This is a genomic window from Geodermatophilus sp. SYSU D00705, from assembly GCF_054050135.1.
The window spans coordinates 1-18,085 of the sequence record NZ_JBJGYT010000054.1 but is presented as its reverse complement, the minus strand read 5'-3'; the positions used below and the strand labels follow the sequence as shown (position 1 = coordinate 18,085).

Annotated in this window: 14 protein-coding genes; 6 read left to right on the top strand and 8 right to left on the bottom strand. The window is 73.9% G+C overall.

The window, feature by feature from the left end:
- Positions 1 to 153 precede the first annotated feature (153 nt).
- Genes ACI78Q_RS22715 through glyA form a run of 6 tightly spaced genes read right to left on the bottom strand, consistent with a single transcriptional unit; the run spans position 154 to position 8,920 of the window.
- Positions 154 to 2,619 (bottom strand): GcvT family protein, encoded by a 2,466-nt coding sequence (locus ACI78Q_RS22715; protein WP_456925738.1) that lies wholly within the window; start codon positions 2,617 to 2,619, stop codon positions 154 to 156.
- A 26-nt stretch (positions 2,620 to 2,645) separates the two neighbouring features.
- Positions 2,646 to 3,233, bottom strand: coding sequence for a sarcosine oxidase subunit gamma (locus tag ACI78Q_RS22710; RefSeq protein ID WP_456925737.1), 588 nt, complete (start codon positions 3,231 to 3,233; stop codon positions 2,646 to 2,648).
- A complete protein-coding gene (locus ACI78Q_RS22705; protein WP_456925736.1) occupies positions 3,226 to 6,090 on the bottom strand; it encodes a sarcosine oxidase subunit alpha family protein in 2,865 nt (954 codons plus the stop codon). Before ACI78Q_RS22705 ends, ACI78Q_RS22710 begins: the two co-directional genes overlap by 8 nt.
- The gene (locus ACI78Q_RS22700; RefSeq protein WP_456925735.1) at positions 6,087 to 6,365 is read right to left on the bottom strand and encodes a sarcosine oxidase subunit delta; all 279 of its coding nucleotides are present in this window, start codon (positions 6,363 to 6,365) and stop codon (positions 6,087 to 6,089) included. Before ACI78Q_RS22700 ends, ACI78Q_RS22705 begins: the two co-directional genes overlap by 4 nt.
- A 15-nt stretch (positions 6,366 to 6,380) precedes the next feature.
- Entirely contained in the window at positions 6,381 to 7,613 is a 1,233-nt protein-coding gene (locus ACI78Q_RS22695; RefSeq protein ID WP_456925734.1) for a sarcosine oxidase subunit beta family protein, read from the bottom strand.
- The gene (gene glyA / locus ACI78Q_RS22690; RefSeq protein WP_456925733.1) at positions 7,610 to 8,920 is read right to left on the bottom strand and encodes a serine hydroxymethyltransferase; all 1,311 of its coding nucleotides are present in this window, start codon (positions 8,918 to 8,920) and stop codon (positions 7,610 to 7,612) included. Before glyA ends, ACI78Q_RS22695 begins: the two co-directional genes overlap by 4 nt.
- 196 nt (positions 8,921 to 9,116) lie before the next feature.
- On the opposite strand from glyA, the gene ACI78Q_RS22685 reads away from it, so the two are divergent.
- Genes ACI78Q_RS22685 through ACI78Q_RS22670 form a run of 4 tightly spaced genes read left to right on the top strand, consistent with a single transcriptional unit; the run spans position 9,117 to position 12,607 of the window.
- Entirely contained in the window at positions 9,117 to 10,208 is a 1,092-nt protein-coding gene (locus ACI78Q_RS22685; protein WP_456925732.1) for an S-(hydroxymethyl)mycothiol dehydrogenase, read from the top strand.
- Positions 10,205 to 10,789 carry an MBL fold metallo-hydrolase gene (locus tag ACI78Q_RS22680; protein ID WP_456925731.1) on the top strand — a complete coding sequence of 195 codons (585 nt, stop codon included), beginning with the start codon at positions 10,205 to 10,207 and terminating at the stop codon, positions 10,787 to 10,789. The genes ACI78Q_RS22685 and ACI78Q_RS22680 overlap by 4 nt, the downstream gene beginning before the upstream one ends.
- On the top strand, positions 10,779 to 11,705 hold the full coding sequence (locus ACI78Q_RS22675) for a methylenetetrahydrofolate reductase (RefSeq protein ID WP_456925729.1): 927 nt from the start codon (positions 10,779 to 10,781) through the stop codon (positions 11,703 to 11,705). The genes ACI78Q_RS22680 and ACI78Q_RS22675 overlap by 11 nt, the downstream gene beginning before the upstream one ends.
- A complete protein-coding gene (locus ACI78Q_RS22670) occupies positions 11,702 to 12,607 on the top strand; it encodes an MBL fold metallo-hydrolase (RefSeq protein WP_456925728.1) in 906 nt (301 codons plus the stop codon). Before ACI78Q_RS22675 ends, ACI78Q_RS22670 begins: the two co-directional genes overlap by 4 nt.
- A 58-nt stretch (positions 12,608 to 12,665) precedes the next feature.
- Here ACI78Q_RS22670 and ACI78Q_RS22665 read toward each other — a convergent pair whose 3' ends face one another.
- Positions 12,666 to 13,787 (bottom strand): aromatic ring-hydroxylating oxygenase subunit alpha, encoded by a 1,122-nt coding sequence (locus ACI78Q_RS22665; RefSeq protein ID WP_456925727.1) that lies wholly within the window; start codon positions 13,785 to 13,787, stop codon positions 12,666 to 12,668.
- A gap of 508 nt (positions 13,788 to 14,295) precedes the next feature.
- Positions 14,296 to 15,096, bottom strand: coding sequence for an IclR family transcriptional regulator (locus ACI78Q_RS22660; RefSeq protein WP_456925726.1), 801 nt, complete (start codon positions 15,094 to 15,096; stop codon positions 14,296 to 14,298).
- 128 nt (positions 15,097 to 15,224) lie between these two features.
- Here ACI78Q_RS22660 and ACI78Q_RS22655 point away from each other — a divergent pair, with 128 nt between their 5' ends.
- Together ACI78Q_RS22655 and ACI78Q_RS22650 are read left to right on the top strand one after the other, a co-directional pair.
- Positions 15,225 to 15,545, top strand: a complete 321-nt coding sequence (locus ACI78Q_RS22655; protein ID WP_456925725.1) for a bifunctional 3-phenylpropionate/cinnamic acid dioxygenase ferredoxin subunit — start codon at positions 15,225 to 15,227, stop codon at positions 15,543 to 15,545.
- Positions 15,542 to 16,714: an NAD(P)/FAD-dependent oxidoreductase gene (locus tag ACI78Q_RS22650; RefSeq protein ID WP_456925724.1), complete on the top strand. Its 1,173-nt coding sequence runs from the start codon at positions 15,542 to 15,544 to the stop codon at positions 16,712 to 16,714. The genes ACI78Q_RS22655 and ACI78Q_RS22650 overlap by 4 nt, the downstream gene beginning before the upstream one ends.
- Positions 16,715 to 18,085: the final 1,371 nt, after the last annotated feature.

Below are 18,085 nucleotides of genomic sequence, written 5' to 3'. Positions count from 1 at the left end.
GCGGGGCGGTTAACCACTCGACCGGGGGGGGAGTGGTCCACCGCCCCGGCGCCCGCCCCGGTGTCCCCTCACCGTGGCCCGGCCGGGTGGCGGCCCACGATGGGTGCACGAACCGTTGCGCGTCCGTCGGACGCACGGGCTGTGGTCAGGGCACTAGCCGCGGATGCGGGCCATCTCGGGGTCGACGAGGGGCTCGGCGGCGACGGTCGCGGGGACGCGGGTGCCGAAGTACTCGATCTCGACCTGCGTGCCGACGATCGCCGTGGCGGGCAGCCAGGCGTAGGCGATCGGCCGGCCGACGGTGTGCCCGAAGGCCGCGCTGGTCACGTAGCCGGCCGGGCGGCCGTCGACGAGGACCGGCTCGTGGCCGAGGACGACGCTGCGGCCGTCGTCGATCGTGAGGCAGGACAGCCGGCGGCTCACCGTGTCGTCGCTGAGCCCGGCGACGGCCGCGCTGCCCACGAACCCGTCCTTCTGCTTGCGGACGGCGAAGCCGAGACCGGCCTCGTAGGGGTCGTGCTCGGTGGTCATGTCGTGGCCCCAGGCGCGGTAGCCCTTCTCCAGCCGCAGGCTGTTGAAGGCCGCCCGGCCCGCGGCGACGACGCCCAGGTCCTGGCCGGCACGCCACAGCACGTCCCACAGCCGCTGGCCGTTGTCGGCGCTGGTGTAGATCTCCCACCCCAGCTCGCCGACGTAGGACAGCCGCATCGCCGTCACCGGCACGCCCCCGATCCGGGCCCGCTTGGCGCGGAAGTACTTCAGCCCGTCGTTGGAGAAGTCGTCGGCGCTGAGCCGCTGGACGAGGTCGCGGGCCCGCGGCCCCCACAGGCCGATGCAGCACGTGCCGCCGGTGATGTCGCGGATCTGCACGCTGCCGTCCTCCGGCGCCTCGCGGCGGAGGTGGTCGTGGTCGAGCGGGCCGTTCGCCCCGATCTGGAACAGCTGCTCGCCGAGCCGGGCCACGGTGAGGTCGCTGCGGATGCCGCCGGCCTCGTCGAGGGCGAGCGTGTAGGTGACCGACCCGACCGACTTGTCCATCTGGCCCGTCGTCAGCCGCTGCAGCAGGTCGAGGGCCCCGGGACCGCTGACCTCGAGCCGCTTGAGCGGCGTCATGTCGTACATGGCGACGGCGGTGCGGGTCTTCCACGCCTCCGCGGCGGCGATCGGGGACCAGTACCGCGCCGCCCAGGCGTCGCGCTCCGGCGGCACCCACTCCGCGGGCAGCTCGTCGACGAGGGCGGCGTTGGCCTCGTACCAGTGCGGCCGCTCCCAGCCCCCGGCCTCGAGGAAGAAGGCGCCGAGCTCCTGCTGCCGGGCGTGGAACGGGCTGACCCGCAGGTCGCGCGGGGACTGCCGCGGCTCGAGCGGGTGCAGCACGTCGTAGATCTCGACGAAGTTCTGCTGCGAGGTCTCGCTCACGTACTCCGGCGCGAGCTGGACCTCCTCGAAGCGGTGGACGTCGCAGCCGTGCAGGTCGACCTCGCTGCGCCCGTCGACGAGCAGCTGGGCCACCGCCCGGGCCACCCCGGCGGAGTGGGTGACCCAGACCGCCTCGGCGATCCAGAAGCCCTTGACGTCGGCGGACTCCCCGACCAGCGGGCCGCCGTCCGGGGTGAAGGAGAAGACGCCGTTGAAGCCGGAGTCGATCTTCGAGTTCCGCAGCGAGGGCAGCAGCAGCTGGCTCTCCTCCCACTGCGCGGCGAAGTCCTCCTCGGTGAAGGGCAGCATCGAGGGCATCGACTCCTCCCGGACGCCGTCGCCCTGCGGCAGCTCCCGCAGGTCGACCGGCATCGGCCGGTGGGCGTAGGAACCGATGCCCAGGGAGTCGACGCGCTCGCGGTAGTACAGGTCCTGGTCCTGGTGGCGCAGGATCGGCAGGCTCGCCTCGGTGAGCTCGGTGTTGCGCCCGACCAGGTCCGGCACCTGGCCGGTCCAGACGAACTGGTGGGCCAGCGGGAGCAGGGGCACGTCCATGCCGACCATGGCCCCGAGCTCCTGTCCCCAGAAGCCGGCGCAGGAGACGACGAGGTCGGCGGGGATGACGCCGTCCGGGGTCCGGACGCCGGTGACCCGGCCGCCGGTCTGCTCGATGCCCGTCACGCGGGTCGAGCCCTGGAACCGGGCGCCGCGCGCCTCGGCGCGGCGGGCCAGCGCGACGACCGCCCGGGACGCCTTGGCCAGGCCGTCGGAGGGGATGTGCAGGCCGCCGAGGATCCGCTCGCGGTCGACCAGCGGGTGCAGCCGCACGCACTCGTCGACGTCGACCACCTGGGACTCGACGCCCCAGGAGGTGGCCCAGCCCTGCTTGCGGTGCAGGTCGGCCAGCCGCTCCGGCGTGGTGGCGACCTCGAGGCCGCCGACCTGGTTGAAGCACCAGGCGCCGTCGACGTCGATGGCCTTGAGCTTCTCGACCGTGTAGCTGGCGAACGCCGTCATCGTCTTGGAGGCGTTGGTCTGGAAGACCAGCCCCGGGGCGTGCGACGTGGAGCCCCCGGTCAGCGGGAGGGGCCCCTGGTCGACCACGGTGACGCGGTCCCAGCCGCGGGCGGTGAGCTCGTCGGCGAGGTTGGCGCCGACGATCCCCGCTCCGATGATGACCACACGAGGGGTGGTGGACATTGCTTCGCTCCTGACTGACGGGACGGTCAGCGGTCGTGGGTGGTGGGGGTGAACTCGAGGGCCGCGTCGAGCAGCCAGTCGGCGAGGTAGCCGGCGAAGGAGGACCGGACGAGGACGGCGTAGTCGTCGCCGGCGTCGGACAGGGCCAGCAGGACGACGCCGGCCTGGCCGAGCACCGTCTGCGCGCTGCTGCCGCGGCCGAACACCCGCGGGTGCAGGTCGATCGAGCAGCCCCTGGCCAGGACGTCGCGCACCCGCGCCCCGGTCAGCCGCAGGCCGATCCGCTGCGCGGAGACGTCCGTCGCCGACCCGCCCAGCGGCAGCACGGCGGCGCGGACCCGGGCCTCGAGCTCCCCGGGCGTCTCGGTCGTGCTGGTGAGCAGCCACTCGTCCGGGCCGAGCCACACGGCCCGCCCGGCAGCGGCCGGCACCCAGGTGTTGGGGGTCGTCGGCAGGTCGACGCCCAGCGCCGCCGACGCCTGCGCGTCGACCTCGCCGAGCCGGACGTCGACCATCGCGACGAACGGCTCGACGGTGATCCCGACCGGATCGGGCAGCCGCTCGAAGGTGGCGCTCCAGGCCTCCAGCGGGTGGGTGCGCAGCAGCTCAGCCATCGCGACGGGCTCCTTCGGGATCGACCAGCACCGACCCGGTGACCTCGACCGGGACCAGGGTGCCGTTGACGGGGACGTGGACGGTCTCGCCGATGCGCTCGCGGCCGCCCTTGACCAGCGCGAGGGCGAAGGGGCGGGCGAGCTCGGCGCTGCGGTAGCTGGAGGTGACGTGCCCGAGCATCGGGACCGGCGGGGGCGGCAGCTGGCCGTCGGTGCGGAACTCGACGATCTGCGAGCCCTCCGGCAGCACGGTCTCCCGGTCCACCGGCAGCAGCCCGACGAGCTGCTTGCGCAGCGGGTCCTGGTTGGCCGGCCGCGCGAAGCTGCGCTTGCCGACGAAGTCGGGCTTCTTCTTCGACACCGCCCAGGCCATGCCCAGGTCCTGCGGGGTGACGGTGCCGTCGGTGTCCTGCCCGATGATCGGGTAGCCCTTCTCCGCGCGGAGCACGTGCATGGTCTCCGTGCCGTAGGGCGTGATGCCGTACGGCCGGCCGGCCTCGAGCAGCCGTTCCCACACCGCGACCGCGTACCAGGGGCTGACGTAGACCTCGAAGGCCAGCTCGCCGGAGAAGCTGATCCGGGCCAGCCGGACCGGCACGCCCTCCAGGGTGGTGTCCCGCCAGGTCATGAACGGGAACGCCTCGTTGGACACGTCCACGTCGGGGAACAGCGCGCCGACGACGTCGCGGGAGCGCGGGCCGACGACGGGGAAGGTGCACCACTGCTCGGTGACCGAGGTGCAGTGCACGCGGAGGTCCGGCCACTCGGTCTGGACCCACTCCTCCATCCAGTCGAGGATCTTCGCCGCCCCGCCGGTGGTGGTGAGGACGAGGAAGCGGTCCTCGGCCAGGCGCAGCACCGTGCCGTCGTCGATGACCATGCCGTCGACGCCGCACATGACGCCGTACCGGACCGAGCCGACCTTCAGGCTGCTCATCAGGTTCGTGTAGAGCCGGTCCAGCAGCACGGCGGCGTCGGGGCCCTGGACGTCGATCTTGCCGAGGGTGGAGCCGTCGAGGATGCCGACGCCCGTGCGGGCCGCGGCGCACTCGCGCAGGACCGCCGCCTCCATGTCCTCACCCGGCTTCGGGTAGTAGCGGGGCCGCTTCCACTGGCCGACGTCCTCGAAGACCGCCCCCGCCGCGACGTGCCACTCGTGCAGCGCGGTGACCCGCTCGGGGTCGAAGAGCCGGCCGCGGTCGCGGCCGGCCAGCGCGGCGAAGGCGACCGGGGTGTAGGGCGGCCGGAACGTGGTGGTCCCGGTGTCCTGCACCGGGACGCCCAGGAGCTCGGCGACGATCCCCGAGGTGAGGACGCCGGAGGTCTTGCCCTGGTCGTGCGCCGTCCCGATCGTCGTGTAGCGCTTGACGTGCTCGATGGAGCGCAGGCCGGCGCCGACCGCGCGGGTGATGTCGGCGACCGTGGCGTCGCGCTGCAGGTCGACGAACGAGGTGCTGCCCCCGGCGGTGTCCGGCACCCGCCACAGCACCAGGGGCGCGGTCGGGGCGACGGGCTCCGGGGCGCCGGGCAGCCGGTCCTCCCCCGCCGGCTCCGTGCCCAGTGCGGTGAGCGCCGCGCGGGCGACCCGCTGCCCGTCGGCCAGGCAGCCGGCCAGGTCGAGCACGCCGGCGGCGGAGCCCGCGACCGCCAGGCCGTCGAGCTCCTCCCCCGGGACGAACGCGCCGAGGGCGTCGTCGTAGCGCAGCCGGCCACGGGCCTGGCTGAACAGGTGCACCGCGGGGTTCCAGCCGCCGCTGACCAGGAGCAGGTCGCAGGCGATGGCGCTGCTCGCGCCGACCTCCCCGCCGGCGAGTGGGGCGACGAGCGCGTGGGTGACCCGCTCGACGCCCTGGGTGCCGGTCACGACGGCGCCGTCCAGGACCCGGATGCCCGCGCGCTCGCACTCCTCGCGCCGCCGCGGCGAGCCCTCCGGCCGGGCGTCGACCACCGCCTGCACCCGCACACCGGCGCGGGACAGGTCCAGGGCCGCGTCGTAGGCGCTGTCGTTGGTGGTGAAGACGACGGCCTCGCGGCCGGGCAGCACGCCGTAGCGGTGCAGGAACGTCCGGGCGGCGCCGGCGAGCATGGTGCCCGGGCGGTCGTTGTCGGCGAAGACGACCGGCCGCTCGTGGGCTCCGGTCGCCACGACGATCGACCGCGCCCGGATGCGCCAGATCCGCTGCCGCGAGACGTGCTTGGGCGCGGCCGCGCCGAGGTGGTCGGTGCGGCGCTCCAGCGCCAGGACGAAGCCGTCGTCGTAGCTGCCGAAGGCGGTGGTGCGCTGCAGGTGCAGCACCTCGGGGTGGCGGGACAGCTCCGCGACCGCGTCCGCCACCCAGTCCAGGGCGGGGACGCCGTCGAGCCGGTCGGTGCCCGACAGCAGGGACCCGCCCGCCTCGGACTGCTCGTCGACCAGCGCCACCCGGGCGCCGGCCCGGGCGGCGCTGAGCGCCGCGGTCAGCCCGGCCGGCCCCGCGCCCACGACGAGGACGTCGACGTGGTGGTGGACGGCGTCGTAGCGCGCGGAGTCCGGGACGTCGGCCAGGCGGCCCTGTCCCGGCAGGCCGTGGGCGACCAGGCCGTCGAACAGCTCGACGGTGGTGGCCAGCAGCATCGGCTCGGGGAAGGGCTCCTCGATCTGCACCAGGCCGCCCGGGTCCTCGGCCCAGGCCGCGGCGATGCCGCGCGGCCGGCCGAGCTTGATGCTGGTGGCCACCTGGTGCCGGCCGGAGGCGAGCAGCGCCGAGGCCAGCGTGTCGCCGGGGTGGCCGGTCAGCCGCTGCCCGTCGAAGGTGAACTCGACGGTGGTGGCGCGGTCGATGCGGCCGCCCTCGGGCGTGCGGAACGGAGTCGTCATGAGGTCACCGGCTTCGGGTCATCGAGGCGGTAGACGCGCTCGAAGCGGTAGGTGGCGGTGTCGCGGATCGCGTTGAACCAGCGGCGGCAGCCGGCGCTGTGGTTCCAGCGCTCGGCGAAGCGGCCCTTGGTGTTGGCGCGGAAGAAGACGTAGTGCGCCCACTGCTCGTCGGAGAGCTCTGCAGGGCTGTCGGGGTACGGGACGTGGGCCTGGCCGCCGTAGGAGAACTCGACCTCCTCGCGGGGGCCGCACCACGGGCACGGGATGAGTTGCACGGGGACTCCCTGGGGTCAGTGGGCGACGGCGGCAGCGCCGTGCTCGTCGACGAGCGCGCCGGTGACGAAGCGGTCGAGGCTGAACGGCGCCACGGTCGGGTGGGGCTCGCCGGAGGCGATGGTGGCGGCCAGGGCCCAGCCGATGCCGGGGGTGGCCTTGAACCCGCCGGTGCCCCACCCGCAGTTGAGGTAGAGGTTGTCGTAGGGGGTCCGCCCCACGATCGGCGAGGCGTCGGGGCTGGTGTCGACGATGCCGCCCCAGGTGCGCAGCAGGTGCGCCCGCGCGAAGACGGGGAACAGCTCGACGGCCGCGGCCATCTGCCGCTCGATGATGTGGAACGCCCCGCGCTGGCCGTAGCCGTTGTACGAGTCGACCCCGGCGCCCATGACCAGCTCGCCCTTGTGCGCCTGCGAGACGTACACGTGCACGGCGTTGGACATGACCACGGTGGGGTGCACCGGCTCGAGCAGCTCGGAGACCAGCGCCTGCAGCGGGTGGCTCTGCACCGGCACGCGGATGCCGAGCATGTCGGTGAGCACCGAGGTGTGGCCGGCCGCGCAGAGCGCGACGGTGCCGGCGGCGATGGTGCCGCGACTGGTCTGCACCCCGGTGACCCGGTCGCCGTCGGTGGTGAACCCCGTGACCTCGCAGTCCTGGATGAGGTCGATGCCGGCCTCGGAGGCCCGGCGGGCGAAGCCCCAGGCCACGTAGTCGTGCTTGGCGATGCCGGCGCGCGGCTGGTAAGTCGCCCCCAGGACCGGGTAGCGGATGTCGCCCGAGGTGTTGACTATCGGGCAGATCTTGCGGACCTCGTCGGGCTCCACCCACTCCGCGTCGACCCCGTTGAGCTTGTTGGCCTCGACCCGGCGCACGCTGTCCCGGACGTCCTGCAGCGTGTGGGCCAGGTTGAGCACGCCGCGCTGGCTGAACAGGATCGGGTAGTCGAGGTCGTCCTCGAGCCCCTCCCACAGCTTGAGCGCGTGCTCGTAGATGGCCGAGCTCTCGTCCCACAGGTAGTTGGACCGGATGATCGTGGTGTTGCGGGCCATGTTGCCGCCGGCCAGCCAGCCCTTCTCCAGCACCGCGACGTTGGTGATGCCGTGGTTCTTGGCGAGGTAGTGGGCGGTGGCCAGGCCGTGCCCGCCCCCGCCGACGATCACCACGTCGTAGGAGCGCTTCGGTTCCGCGTCGCGCCAGAGGGCGTCCGGGTGGTCCGGCAGGTCGGCGCCGGGGGTGCGGGGGCTCATCGGGAGACCTCCGTCAGGTCGGGGTAGAGCGGGTGGCGGTCGGCGAGCCGGGTGACCCGCGAGCGGAGCCCGGGGAGCTCGTCGTCCCCGGTCGAGGGCCGGAGCGCGGCCGCGATGACGTCGGAGACCTCGGCGAAGTCGTCGAGGTCGAAGCCGCGGGCGGCCAGCGCCGGGGTGCCGATGCGGACACCGGAGCTGACCATCGGCGGGCGGGGGTCGAAGGGCACGGCGTTGCGGTTGACGGTGATGCCGATGGCGTGCAGCCGGTCCTCGGCCTGCCGGCCGTCGAGGGCGGACTCCCTCAGGTCCACGAGGACCAGGTGGACGTCGGTGCCGCCGCTGACCACGTCGATGCCCGCCGCGCGCGAGTCGGGGGCCAGCAACCGGTCGGCCAGGATCCGCGCGCCGGCGAGGGTGCGCTCCTGGCGCTCGCGGAAGGCCGGCTCGCCGGCCAGCTTGAAGGCCACCGCCTTGGCGGCGATCACGTGCTCGAGCGGGCCGCCCTGCTGGCCGGGGAAGACCGACGAGTTGAACTTCTTGGCCAGGTCGGCGGTGGCCAGGATGACCCCGCCGCGCGGGCCGCCCAGGGTCTTGTGGGTGGTCGAGGTGACCACGTGCGCGTGCGGCACCGGCGAGGGGTGCAGCCCGGCGGCGACGAGACCGGCGAAGTGGGCCATGTCCACCATCAGGTAGGCCCCGACCTCGTCGGCGATCCGGCGGAACTCGGCGAAGTCCAGCTGGCGGGGATAGGCCGACCAGCCCGCGACGATGAGCTTGGGCCGCCGTTCCCGCGCCAGCTCCTCGACCTCGGCCATGTCGACCCGGTGGTCCTCGCGGCCCACGTGGTACGCGGCGACGTCGTAGAGCTTCCCGGAGAAGTTGAGCTTCATCCCGTGGGTGAGGTGACCGCCGTGGGCGAGGTCCAGGCCGAGGATCGTGTCGCCGGGCTCGAGCAGGGCGGACATCGCCGCGGCGTTGGCCTGCGCGCCCGAGTGCGGCTGGACGTTGGCGTACTCGGCGCCGAACAGCGCCCTCAGCCGGTCGATGGCCAGCTGCTCGATGACGTCGACGTGCTCGCAGCCGCCGTAGTAGCGCCGGCCCGGGTACCCCTCGGCGTACTTGTTGGTCAGCACCGAGCCCTGGGCCTGCATGACCGCCACCGGGGCGAAGTTCTCGCTGGCGATCATCTCCAGGGTGGTCTGCTGCCGGGTGAGCTCGGCGGAGATCGCCGCGAAGACCTCCGGGTCGGTGTCTCCCAGCGATCGGTCGAGGACGCGGTCCGGAGCGGCTTCAACCTGGACGACCATGCCGGGGTCCCTTCTGTCATGAAATGGAGCCGAAGACTGGTATATCAGTCGTGCAACACCGTAGGGTGGGTCTCGGCAGGGGTCAAGAGGTCCGTGAGAGGACCTCCCTGCGCCCCACCACTCGCACGCTCGCGGCGGGCCCTGCAGGGAGGCCGGACGTGTCGTCCCCACATCCCCAGAGAGGAGATCCAGCGCCATGGCCCATGAGGTGAAGGGCGTCGTCGCCCGCAGCAAGGGTGCTCCGGTCACCGTCGAGACGATCATCGTCCCCGACCCCGGCCCGGGTGAGGCGCTCGTGGACGTGCAGGCGTGCGGGGTGTGCGCCACCGACCTGCACTACCGCGAGGGGAACATCAACGACGAGTTCCCGTTCCTGCTGGGCCACGAGGCCGCCGGCGTGGTCTCCGCCGTCGGCGAGGGCGTCACCAACGTCGCCGTCGGCGACTACGTGGTCCTCAACTGGCGCGCGGTGTGCGGCGAGTGCCGCGCCTGCCGCAAGGGCGAGCTGCAGTACTGCTTCGACACCCACAACGCCACGCAGAAGATGACGCTCAAGGACGGCACCGAGCTGTCCCCGGCGCTGGGCATCGGCGCGTTCGCGGAGAAGACGCTGGTCCACTCCGGCCAGTGCACCAAGGTCGACCCGGCCGCCCCGCCGACCGCCGCCGGCCTGCTCGGCTGCGGCGTCATGGCCGGCGTCGGCGCGGCGATCAACACCGGTGCGGTCAAGCGCGGCGAGAGCGTGGCGGTGTTCGGCTGCGGCGGCGTCGGTGACGCCGCGATCGCCGGCGCCAAGCTGGCCGGCGCGACGACGATCATCGCCGTCGACATCGACGACCGGAAGCTGGAGTGGGCCCGCCAGCTGGGCGCCACCCACACGGTCAACTCCAGGCAGACCGACGCGGTGGAGGCGATCAAGGGCCACACCGGCGGCTTCGGCGTGGACGTCGCCATCGACGCCGTCGGTCACCCCGCGGTGTTCGAGCAGGCGTTCTACGCCCGCGACCTGGCCGGTCGCGTCGTCCTCGTCGGCGTCCCGACCCCGGACATGACGATCGAGCTGCCGCTGATCGAGGTCTTCGGCCGCGGCGGTGCGGTGAAGTCCTCCTGGTACGGCGACTGCCTGCCCAGCCGCGACTTCCCGATGCTCATCGACCTGTACCTGCAGGGCCGCTTCCCGCTCGACCGGTTCGTCACCGAGGCCGTCGGCCTGGACGACGTCGAGGAGGCCTTCGACAACCTGCGCCGGGGTGAGGTGCTGCGCTCCGTCGTGGTGTTGGACAAGTGAGCGCCCGGACCGAGCGTCTCCTCGTCCCCGGCCCGGCCGGGCAGGACGCCGACACCAACGTCTGGTTGGTCGGCGACGACGACGAGGTGCTCGTCATCGACGCCCCCCACCGCGCCGAGCCGATCGTCGAGGCGGTCGGCGGACGCACCGTGACGGCGATCGTGCTCACCCACGGGCACAGCGACCACATCACCGCCGCCGTGGCGCTGCGCGAGGCCACCCGCGCACCGATCTGGCTCAACGCCGCCGACCTCCCGCTGTGGCGGAGCGTCCACCCCGAGGCGCTGCCCGATCAGCCCGTCGGCCACTGCACGCCCTTCTCCGTGGCCGGGACGCGGTTGCTCTCGATGCACACGCCGGGCCACAGCCCGGGCAGCACCTCGCTGTACGCGCGCGACCTGGACACCGTCTTCACCGGGGACACGCTGCTGCGCGGGGGCCCCGGGCACTCCCCCGGCGACCGGACGTCGATCCGGCACTCCATCCGCTCGTGTCTGCTGACCCTCCCCGGGGACACCGTCGTCAGGGCGGGCCACGGCGAGGACACGACCGTCGCCGCGGAGGTGTGCCGTGTCGGTTGAGACGTCCGGCGCGCCCACGGGCGCGGGGTCCCCGCCTCGGGACGGGGGCCGGCCGGCGCGGCGGTCCCGCGCCGCGGTGGAGCGGGCGCTGCGCGGTGCGAGCTACGAGGTCCTGCCGCTGCGGGGCGCCGAGGAGGCGGTCGTCGAGTCCGTCCCCCGCACGGTGCCCCTCACGGTGACGGTGACGGAGGCGAAGGGCCTGGCGCCCACGCTGGAGCTGGCCGAGCGGTTGTCCGGGCACGGGTTCGACGCGACGCCGCACCTGGCCGCCCGGCTGGTCAGGGACCGTGCCCACCTGGCCGACGTCACCGCCCGCCTGCGCGCCGCCGGCGTCGACAGCGTGTTCGTCGTCGGCGGTGACGCGGCCGAGCCCGCGGGGGCGTTCCCCGACGCGCTCAGCCTGCTCCTCGAGCTGGAGACCGCCGGCCACTCCTTCCGGCGGGTGGGGATCGGCGGCTATCCCGAGGGGCACGGGCACATCAGCGCCGAGCTCATCGAGCAGGCACTGGAGCGGAAGGCCCCGCACGCGACGCACGTCATCACCCAGCTGTGCTTCCACCCGTCGACGACGACGGCGTGGGCACGTCAGGTCAGGGCACGCGGCGTCGACCTGCCGATCCGGGTCGGGCTCCCCGGTGCGGTGACGCGCCAGAAGCTGGTGCGCATCTCGGCCGGGCTGGGGCTCGGGCAGTCCGCCCGGTTCCTGCTCAAGCAGCACAGCCTGTTCTGGCGCTTCTTCCTCCCGCACGGCTACCGGCCGGACCGCCTGGTCGAGCGTCTCGCACCGGCCCTCGGCGAGCCGGGGCACGGCCTGCAGGGCCTCCACCTGTTCACCTTCAACGAGGTGGCGCGGACCGAGGCGTGGCGGCAGGCCTGGCTGACCCGCCTGTCGGACACCGGCAGCGACGACCGGTGAGCGGAGAGCCCGCGGCGTGCGGGGACGTGTCGTACGGGGGTGTCACCGTCCTCGGCTCACCCGGAGGCGGCCGCTACCCCGGCGGGAACTCCCTGCTGGTCCGGGGCAGCAACGGCACCGTGCTGGTCGATCCCTCGACCGAGGTCTCCCGGCGCGGCGGGGTGCCGGCCGCGGTGGACCTGGTCGCCGTCAGCCACGCCCACGAGGACCACCTCACCGGGCTCTCCCTGTTCGCCGACGTCCCGGTCCTCGCCCATCCCGCCGAGGCGGCCGCCGTCCGGTCCCCCGAGGCCCTGCTCGCGGGCTTCGGGGTTGGCCCCGACGAGGCCACGGTCCTCCGGGAGCAGTTCCGCGACACCTTCTCCCTGACCGGGCACGGGGAGGTCGGCACGTTCGAGGACGGGGAGGTGCTGGACCTGGGCGGTCGCACCGTGACCGTCGTCCACCTGCCCGGACACACGGCGGGTCACTGCGGCTTCCTCGTCGAGCCCGACGGCTTCCTGTTCCTCGCCGACGTCGACCTCACGTCCTTCGGCCCCTACTACGGCGACCTGTCGAGCAGCCTGCAGGACTTCGAGAGCTCGATCGCGCGCCTGCGGGACGTCGAGGCGCGCTGGTACGGGACCTCCCACCACGTCGGCGTGGTCGAGGGCAGCGCGGCCTTCCTCGGCATGCTGGACCGGTTCGCGGCGGTCATCCGCCGTCGGGACGACGTGCTCCTGGACCTGCTGCGGCAGCCGCGCACGCTCGAGGACGTCGTCGCCCACCGGCTGGTGTACCGCCCCCACGTGCGGTCGCCGCTCGTCGACGCGGTCGAGCGGCGCACCGCCCTCCTGCACCTCGAGCGACTCGTCCGCCTCGGCGCGGTCGCGGCCACCGGCGACGGCTACGTCGTCGTCTGACGGAGACGGCTCCGGGGCCGGGGGGACGTCGTCCCCCCGGCCCCGGAGCACCGGTGGTTCAGCGCCCCAGGCGCTGGGTGAGCCACTCGTGGAAGGCACCGATGTGGTGCTCGGAGGGCACCAGCACGCCGCCCTTGGCGTAGGCACGGGAGGACATGGCCGGCTGGGTCCGCTCGCAGGCGGCGAAGTCCTGCTCGTTGACCCGGTGGAACAGCTCCACCGAGCGGGACACGTCCCGGCCCGACTCGACGACGTCGTGCGTGTACAGCCAGTCGCACTCCACGATCGTCCGGTCGGCCGAGACCGGGAACATGCGGTGGAAGATGACGTGGTCCGGCACGAGGTTGACGAACACCGTCGGCTTGACCGTGATGGCGTAGTAACGGCGGTCCTGCTCCTCGTCGACACCGGGGAGCCGGTCGAAACCCTCACTGCCGTCGACGGTGAAGCCCTTGACGTCGTCGCCGAACTCCGCCCCGTGCCCGACGAAGTACTGCGCCGCGTAGCCGTCGGCGAACTCGGGCAGCACCTCGGTGAGCTCCGGGTGGATGGTCGCGCAGTGGTAGCACTCCATGAAGTTCTCGATGATCAGCTTCCAGTTGGCCTTGACGTCGTAGGTGACGCGGCGGCCGACGGACAGCGAGTCGAGGTCGTAGTGGTCGATCGCCTCCACGCTCCCGAGGCGCTCGACGATCTCGCCCATCACGCTGTCCTCGAAGGACGGGGGCTCCTTGGCCAGGCACACCCAGGCGTAGCCCAGCCACTCCCGCAGCGCCACGTTGACCAGGCCGTACTCGGCCCGGTCGATGTCGGGCATGTTCTTCAGGTTCGGGGCCGCGATCAACTTGCCCTCGAGGTCGTAGGTCCACGCGTGGTACGGGCACCGGAAGGCCCGGTTGGTCGCGCCGGAGTCCTCCGTGCAGATCTGCGCGCCGCGGTGCCGGCAGATGTTGAGGAAGGCCCGCAACTGCCCGTCCCGGCCGCGGACCACGAGCACGCTCTCGCTGCCCACCTGCACCTTCTTGAAGGAGCCGGGCTTGGCCAGGTCACTGGACCGCACGACGCAGAACCACATGTCCTCGAAGACGTGCGACTGCTCCAGCGCGAAGACGCCGGGGTCGGTGTAGTAGTGGCCCGGCAGCGTGGAGATGAGGCTCGCGGGCTGTTCGGTGGTGGTCATACGGCACCTCGGGGTTCCGTCGGCGATCTGCGGGACGCCGGAAGTCGGACACAGGTCTGCGACTAGCCACGGTCGCCGTCCGCCAGCAAGCTGAGGACGACCGGTGTGTTTCACATTACAGAGCGAGTCGCGCTCTACGCAACAACCTGTTCCGCCACGAATCCCATGGGGTCCTTCTCGGAGCGTCAGCGCCGCCGACGCGGGGTGCGCAAGCAGGGAGCACCGGACGCCGCGCGCCCACCCGACGACGCCCCGCCGACGTCGTGCGCGCAGGACGTGCTCCCGACGCCGCCCCCGCGACGCTCTGTGCACAGAGCGCGCGCACCGACGCCGTCCCGTCGCCCCCCTCCGCCACCCCGTGGACGCTCGGCGCCGACCTCGCCGGTCACCGCCGTGTGCACACGACGTCCTCTCGACACCGCCGCGTCGACGGTGTGCGCACAGAACGCGCACCGGGCACCGAGCCCGGACGCGCGGACGCGCGCGGCCGGCAGCGCCCGGCCGGGAGTCAGCGGGACTGTGCGAAGTAGCCCAGCCGCCGGCTCAGCTCCTCGGCACCGGACTGCACCCGCCGGGCCAGCCTCGGGAAGTCCTCCTCGGCCATGCGGAAGGACGGCCCCGAGACGCTGAGCGCCGCGACCACGTCTCCGTCCGCACCGCGGACGGGTGCGGCGACCGCGCTGAGCCCGACCTCGAACTCCTCGACGGTGGCGCCCCACCCCTGCTCCACGATCCGGTCGAGGTCCTGCCGCAGCACCTCGGGATCGGTGATCGTCGCGGGGGCGAAGCGCGGCAGCTCCCGGGAGAGCACGTCCTTGCGGACGGCGTCGGGCGCGTAGGCCAGGAGCACCTTGCCGCTGGAGGTCGCGTGCAGCGGGGTGCCCTGCCCGACCCAGTTGTGCGTGCTGAGCGCGGCCGGCCCGCGGACCTGGCTGACGTTCACCGCGCGGTCGCCGTCCAGGATCGCGATGTTCACCGTCTCCTCGAGGTCGGCGGCCAGCGCCTCGCAGATCGGCCGCCCCTCCCGGGCGATGTCCAGCTGCGCGGCGGCCGCGCCGGCCAGGCGCACGACCCCGAAGCCCAGCCGGTACTTGCCCCGGTCGGCCAACTGCTCGACGAAGCCGCGGCTCTCCAGTGCCGCCACCAGCCGGAAGGCCGTGGACTTGTGCACACCGAGCTCGGCGGCCACCTCCGTGACCCCGGCCTCCCCCTGGGCCGCCAGGATCTCCAGGACGCTCAGTGCCCGGTCGACGGACTGCACGACGGCGACCGAACCCCGGTCTGCGCTCTCACCCTGCGGCCCACTCATGACGCCAGAGTAGGCGGGCATGCCGGACGTGCCGGGTCGTCTCTTGACGCCCCCCTCCCGCGCGCGCATGCTGTTGCGCTATCAGCAGTGAGTTGCAGATACCGCAACACCGACCAGCTGGAGCGCCCATGATCCCGGTCTGCCCCACGACCGCGCTGCCGCCCGGAGAGGCGACCCGAGTCGAGGCCACCGAGCCCATCGCCGTCTTCAACGTCGACGGCGACTTCTACGCGATCGACGACACGTGCACCCACCAGGACGCATCGCTGTCCGACGGCTGGCTGGACGGCTGCGCCGTGGAGTGCCCCCTGCACGCCTCCTGCTTCGACCTGCGCACCGGGAAGGTGTCCGGCCCGCCGGCCAAGACCGCGGTCCGCACCCACCGGGTCGTGGTCCAGGACGGCATGGTCTACGTGCAGCCCGGGATCGCCGCGGACGGTGCCGCATGACCCCCACCGTCGCCGTGGTCGGGGCCTCCCTGGCCGGCCTGTCGGCGGCGCGCGCCCTGCGGGAACAGTCCTACGACGGCCGCATCGTGGTCATCGGCGACGAGGTGCACGCCCCCTACGACCGCCCGCCGCTGTCCAAGGAGTTCCTGGCCGGCACGGCCTCGCTGGACGACATCGCCCTGGGCACGCCCGACGACGCGGACCTCGGTCTCGAGTGGCGGCTGGGCCGCCGGGCGGTCGGCCTGGACCGCACCGGCCGCTCGGTGCTCCTGGACGACGGCAGCGAGCTCCGCGCCGACGGCGTCGTCCTCGCCACGGGCGCCCGGGCCCGGCGCCTGCCCGGCAGCGAGGGGCTCGACGGGGTGCACGTGCTGCGCTCCCTGGACGACGCCGTCGCCCTCCGGGAGGACCTCGTCGCCGGCGGGCGCCTGGTCGTGATCGGCGCCGGCTTCATCGGGGCCGAGGTCGCCTCCACGGCCCGGACGCTCGGGCTGGAGGTCACCGTCGTCGAGACCCAGCCAGTCCCCCTCGCGGGCCCGCTGGGCACCGACATGGGCACGGTCTGTGCCGGGCTGCACGCCGACCACGGCACCCGGCTGCTGGTCGGCACCGGGGTCGCCGGAGTGGTCGGCACCGGCCGGGTCGAGGCAGTCGAGCTCGCCGACGGCACCCGCCTGCCCGCCGACGTGGTGGTGGTGGGGATCGGCGCCGTCCCGAACACCGAGTGGCTGGCCGACTCCGGTGTGGCCCTCGGCAACGGCGTCCTCACCGACGCGCGCTGCGCCACCAACGTCCCGGGCGTGGTCGCCGTGGGTGACTGCGCCGCGGCGTGGTCGGCCTCCGCGGAGCGGCACGTCCGCGTCGAGCACTGGACCCACGCCCTGGAGCAGCCGGCCGCCGCGGTCGCCACCCTGCTGGGCACCGGGGAGCCCGCGCCCGCCGCGGTCCCCTACTTCTGGTCCGACCAGTACGGCGCCCGCATCCAGTTCGCGGGTTCCCGTCGCGAGGGCGACGTGGCCCGCGTGGTGGAGGGCAGCTGCGCCGACCGCAGCTTCCTGGTCGTCTACGAGCGCGACGGGCAGCCCGTCGCCGTCCTCGGGATGAACCAGCCCCGCCTGTTCACCCGGTGGCGCCGGCAGCTGCGCTCAGCCGTGCCCACGCCGTCCTGACCGCTCCGCCGGCGTCGCCCGGTGACCGGCGCGCGGAGCGGCGACCGCGGCGGCCGGCACGAGCCCCGCGGCGGCGACGAGGGCGGCCGGTGTCCCGGCGGCGCCGGCGAGGACGCCGAGGAGGAGAGCCCCGACGGCCTGGCCCGTGGTCAGGGCGATGAACAGCAGGGCCGTGGCCGGGGCAGCCGCCCCGGGCGCCAGCCGGCCACCCCCAGACGATGAGCACGCCGCTCAGCGCGACGAAGCCGCAGCCGAACAGCGCCACCGCGGCGAGCGGGACCGACCCCGGCCGCCAGGCGAGCAGCGCCGTCCCCGCGGCGGCCGTTCCCGCCGACACCACCCAGGCGGCGGGGAGGCCGGCGCGGCGCACGAGGCTGCCGCTGCAGCCGCCCAGGAGGGCGGCCCCGCCCAGCAGGCACCACAGCAGCCCGGTGACCCGGGTGGACGTCCACTCCCGGTCGTCGCCTCCGGACCGAACGTCCACACCCCGGCCCCACCGGCGCCGGCGAGCAGACCGGCGGTCAGCGCGCGCCCGAGGCGCAGCGGTCGCGGCCCGGACGCCGGCCCACCGGGAGCGGCCGAGGGCGGGCACCAGCAGGCGGAGCGGTCGGTCCACCAGGTCACGAGCAGCGCGGCGGCGGCGAAGCCGAGCCATGCCCACCGCCACTCCTCCGGCCAGGCCAGGACCACCAGCCCGCCGATGCCCCCTCCGCCCCCGTGCCGCTGTTCACGACCGCCTGGGACCGCGGCTCGGCAGACGGGGACACCGTCCCGGCCACGGCGGCCACCAGCGCCGGGCTCGCGGCACCGGCACCGCTGCCGGCGACGAGCGCCCCGATCGCCAGGACCGGTACCGCCTCCGCGGCGGAGACCACCAGCGAGCCCCCCGCCGCCGTGAGGCCGGCCCACCACAGGGCTCGACGCGCCCGCCCCCGGCCGACCAGGTGCAGGCCGAGGACGGCCGCGACGCAGTAGGCGAGGTAGCCGCCTGCGGAGATGCCGCCCGCGACCCCCGGGGTCAGCCCCGGGTCCGCACCGGACCGCGGCAGGTACAGGCCGAACCCGTATCTGCTGTCCTTCTACGACGGCGCCTGGTCCGCCTCGCGCGCCAGGCCACCACGTCCGGCCTGGAGCCGGGCGACCCGGTGCACCGCGCCCGGCAGATGGCGGCGGACTGGCTGGAGGGCCGGCTGCGTCCGGCCTGAGCCGGGCGCGCTGGCCCGCGCAGCGACGGACGAGAGCCTCCCGGGGGGGGGGGCGGGGGGGGCGGGGCGGGGGGGGGGGGCGCCCCCCCCACGACGACGGACCCCGGGGTGCGGGGTCCGTCGAGAGTAGCGGTGACCGGATTTGAACCGGTGACACAGCGATTAT

What these genes read in the sequence shown, in the direction of transcription:
- ACI78Q_RS22715 (WP_456925738.1), bottom strand. Translation starts at nt 2,619, where the DNA reads ATGTCCACCACCCCTCGTGTGGTCATCATCGGAGCGGGGATCGTCGGC.
- ACI78Q_RS22710 (WP_456925737.1), bottom strand. Translation starts at nt 3,233, where the DNA reads ATGGCTGAGCTGCTGCGCACCCACCCGCTGGAGGCCTGGAGCGCCACC.
- ACI78Q_RS22705 (WP_456925736.1), bottom strand. Translation starts at nt 6,090, where the DNA reads ATGACGACTCCGTTCCGCACGCCCGAGGGCGGCCGCATCGACCGCGCC.
- ACI78Q_RS22695 (WP_456925734.1), bottom strand. Translation starts at nt 7,613, where the DNA reads ATGAGCCCCCGCACCCCCGGCGCCGACCTGCCGGACCACCCGGACGCC.
- glyA (WP_456925733.1), bottom strand. Translation starts at nt 8,920, where the DNA reads ATGGTCGTCCAGGTTGAAGCCGCTCCGGACCGCGTCCTCGACCGATCG.
- ACI78Q_RS22685 (WP_456925732.1), top strand. Translation starts at nt 9,117, where the DNA reads ATGGCCCATGAGGTGAAGGGCGTCGTCGCCCGCAGCAAGGGTGCTCCG.
- ACI78Q_RS22665 (WP_456925727.1), bottom strand. Translation starts at nt 13,787, where the DNA reads ATGACCACCACCGAACAGCCCGCGAGCCTCATCTCCACGCTGCCGGGC.
- ACI78Q_RS22660 (WP_456925726.1), bottom strand. Translation starts at nt 15,096, where the DNA reads ATGAGTGGGCCGCAGGGTGAGAGCGCAGACCGGGGTTCGGTCGCCGTC.
- ACI78Q_RS22655 (WP_456925725.1), top strand. Translation starts at nt 15,225, where the DNA reads ATGATCCCGGTCTGCCCCACGACCGCGCTGCCGCCCGGAGAGGCGACC.
- ACI78Q_RS22650 (WP_456925724.1), top strand. Translation starts at nt 15,542, where the DNA reads ATGACCCCCACCGTCGCCGTGGTCGGGGCCTCCCTGGCCGGCCTGTCG.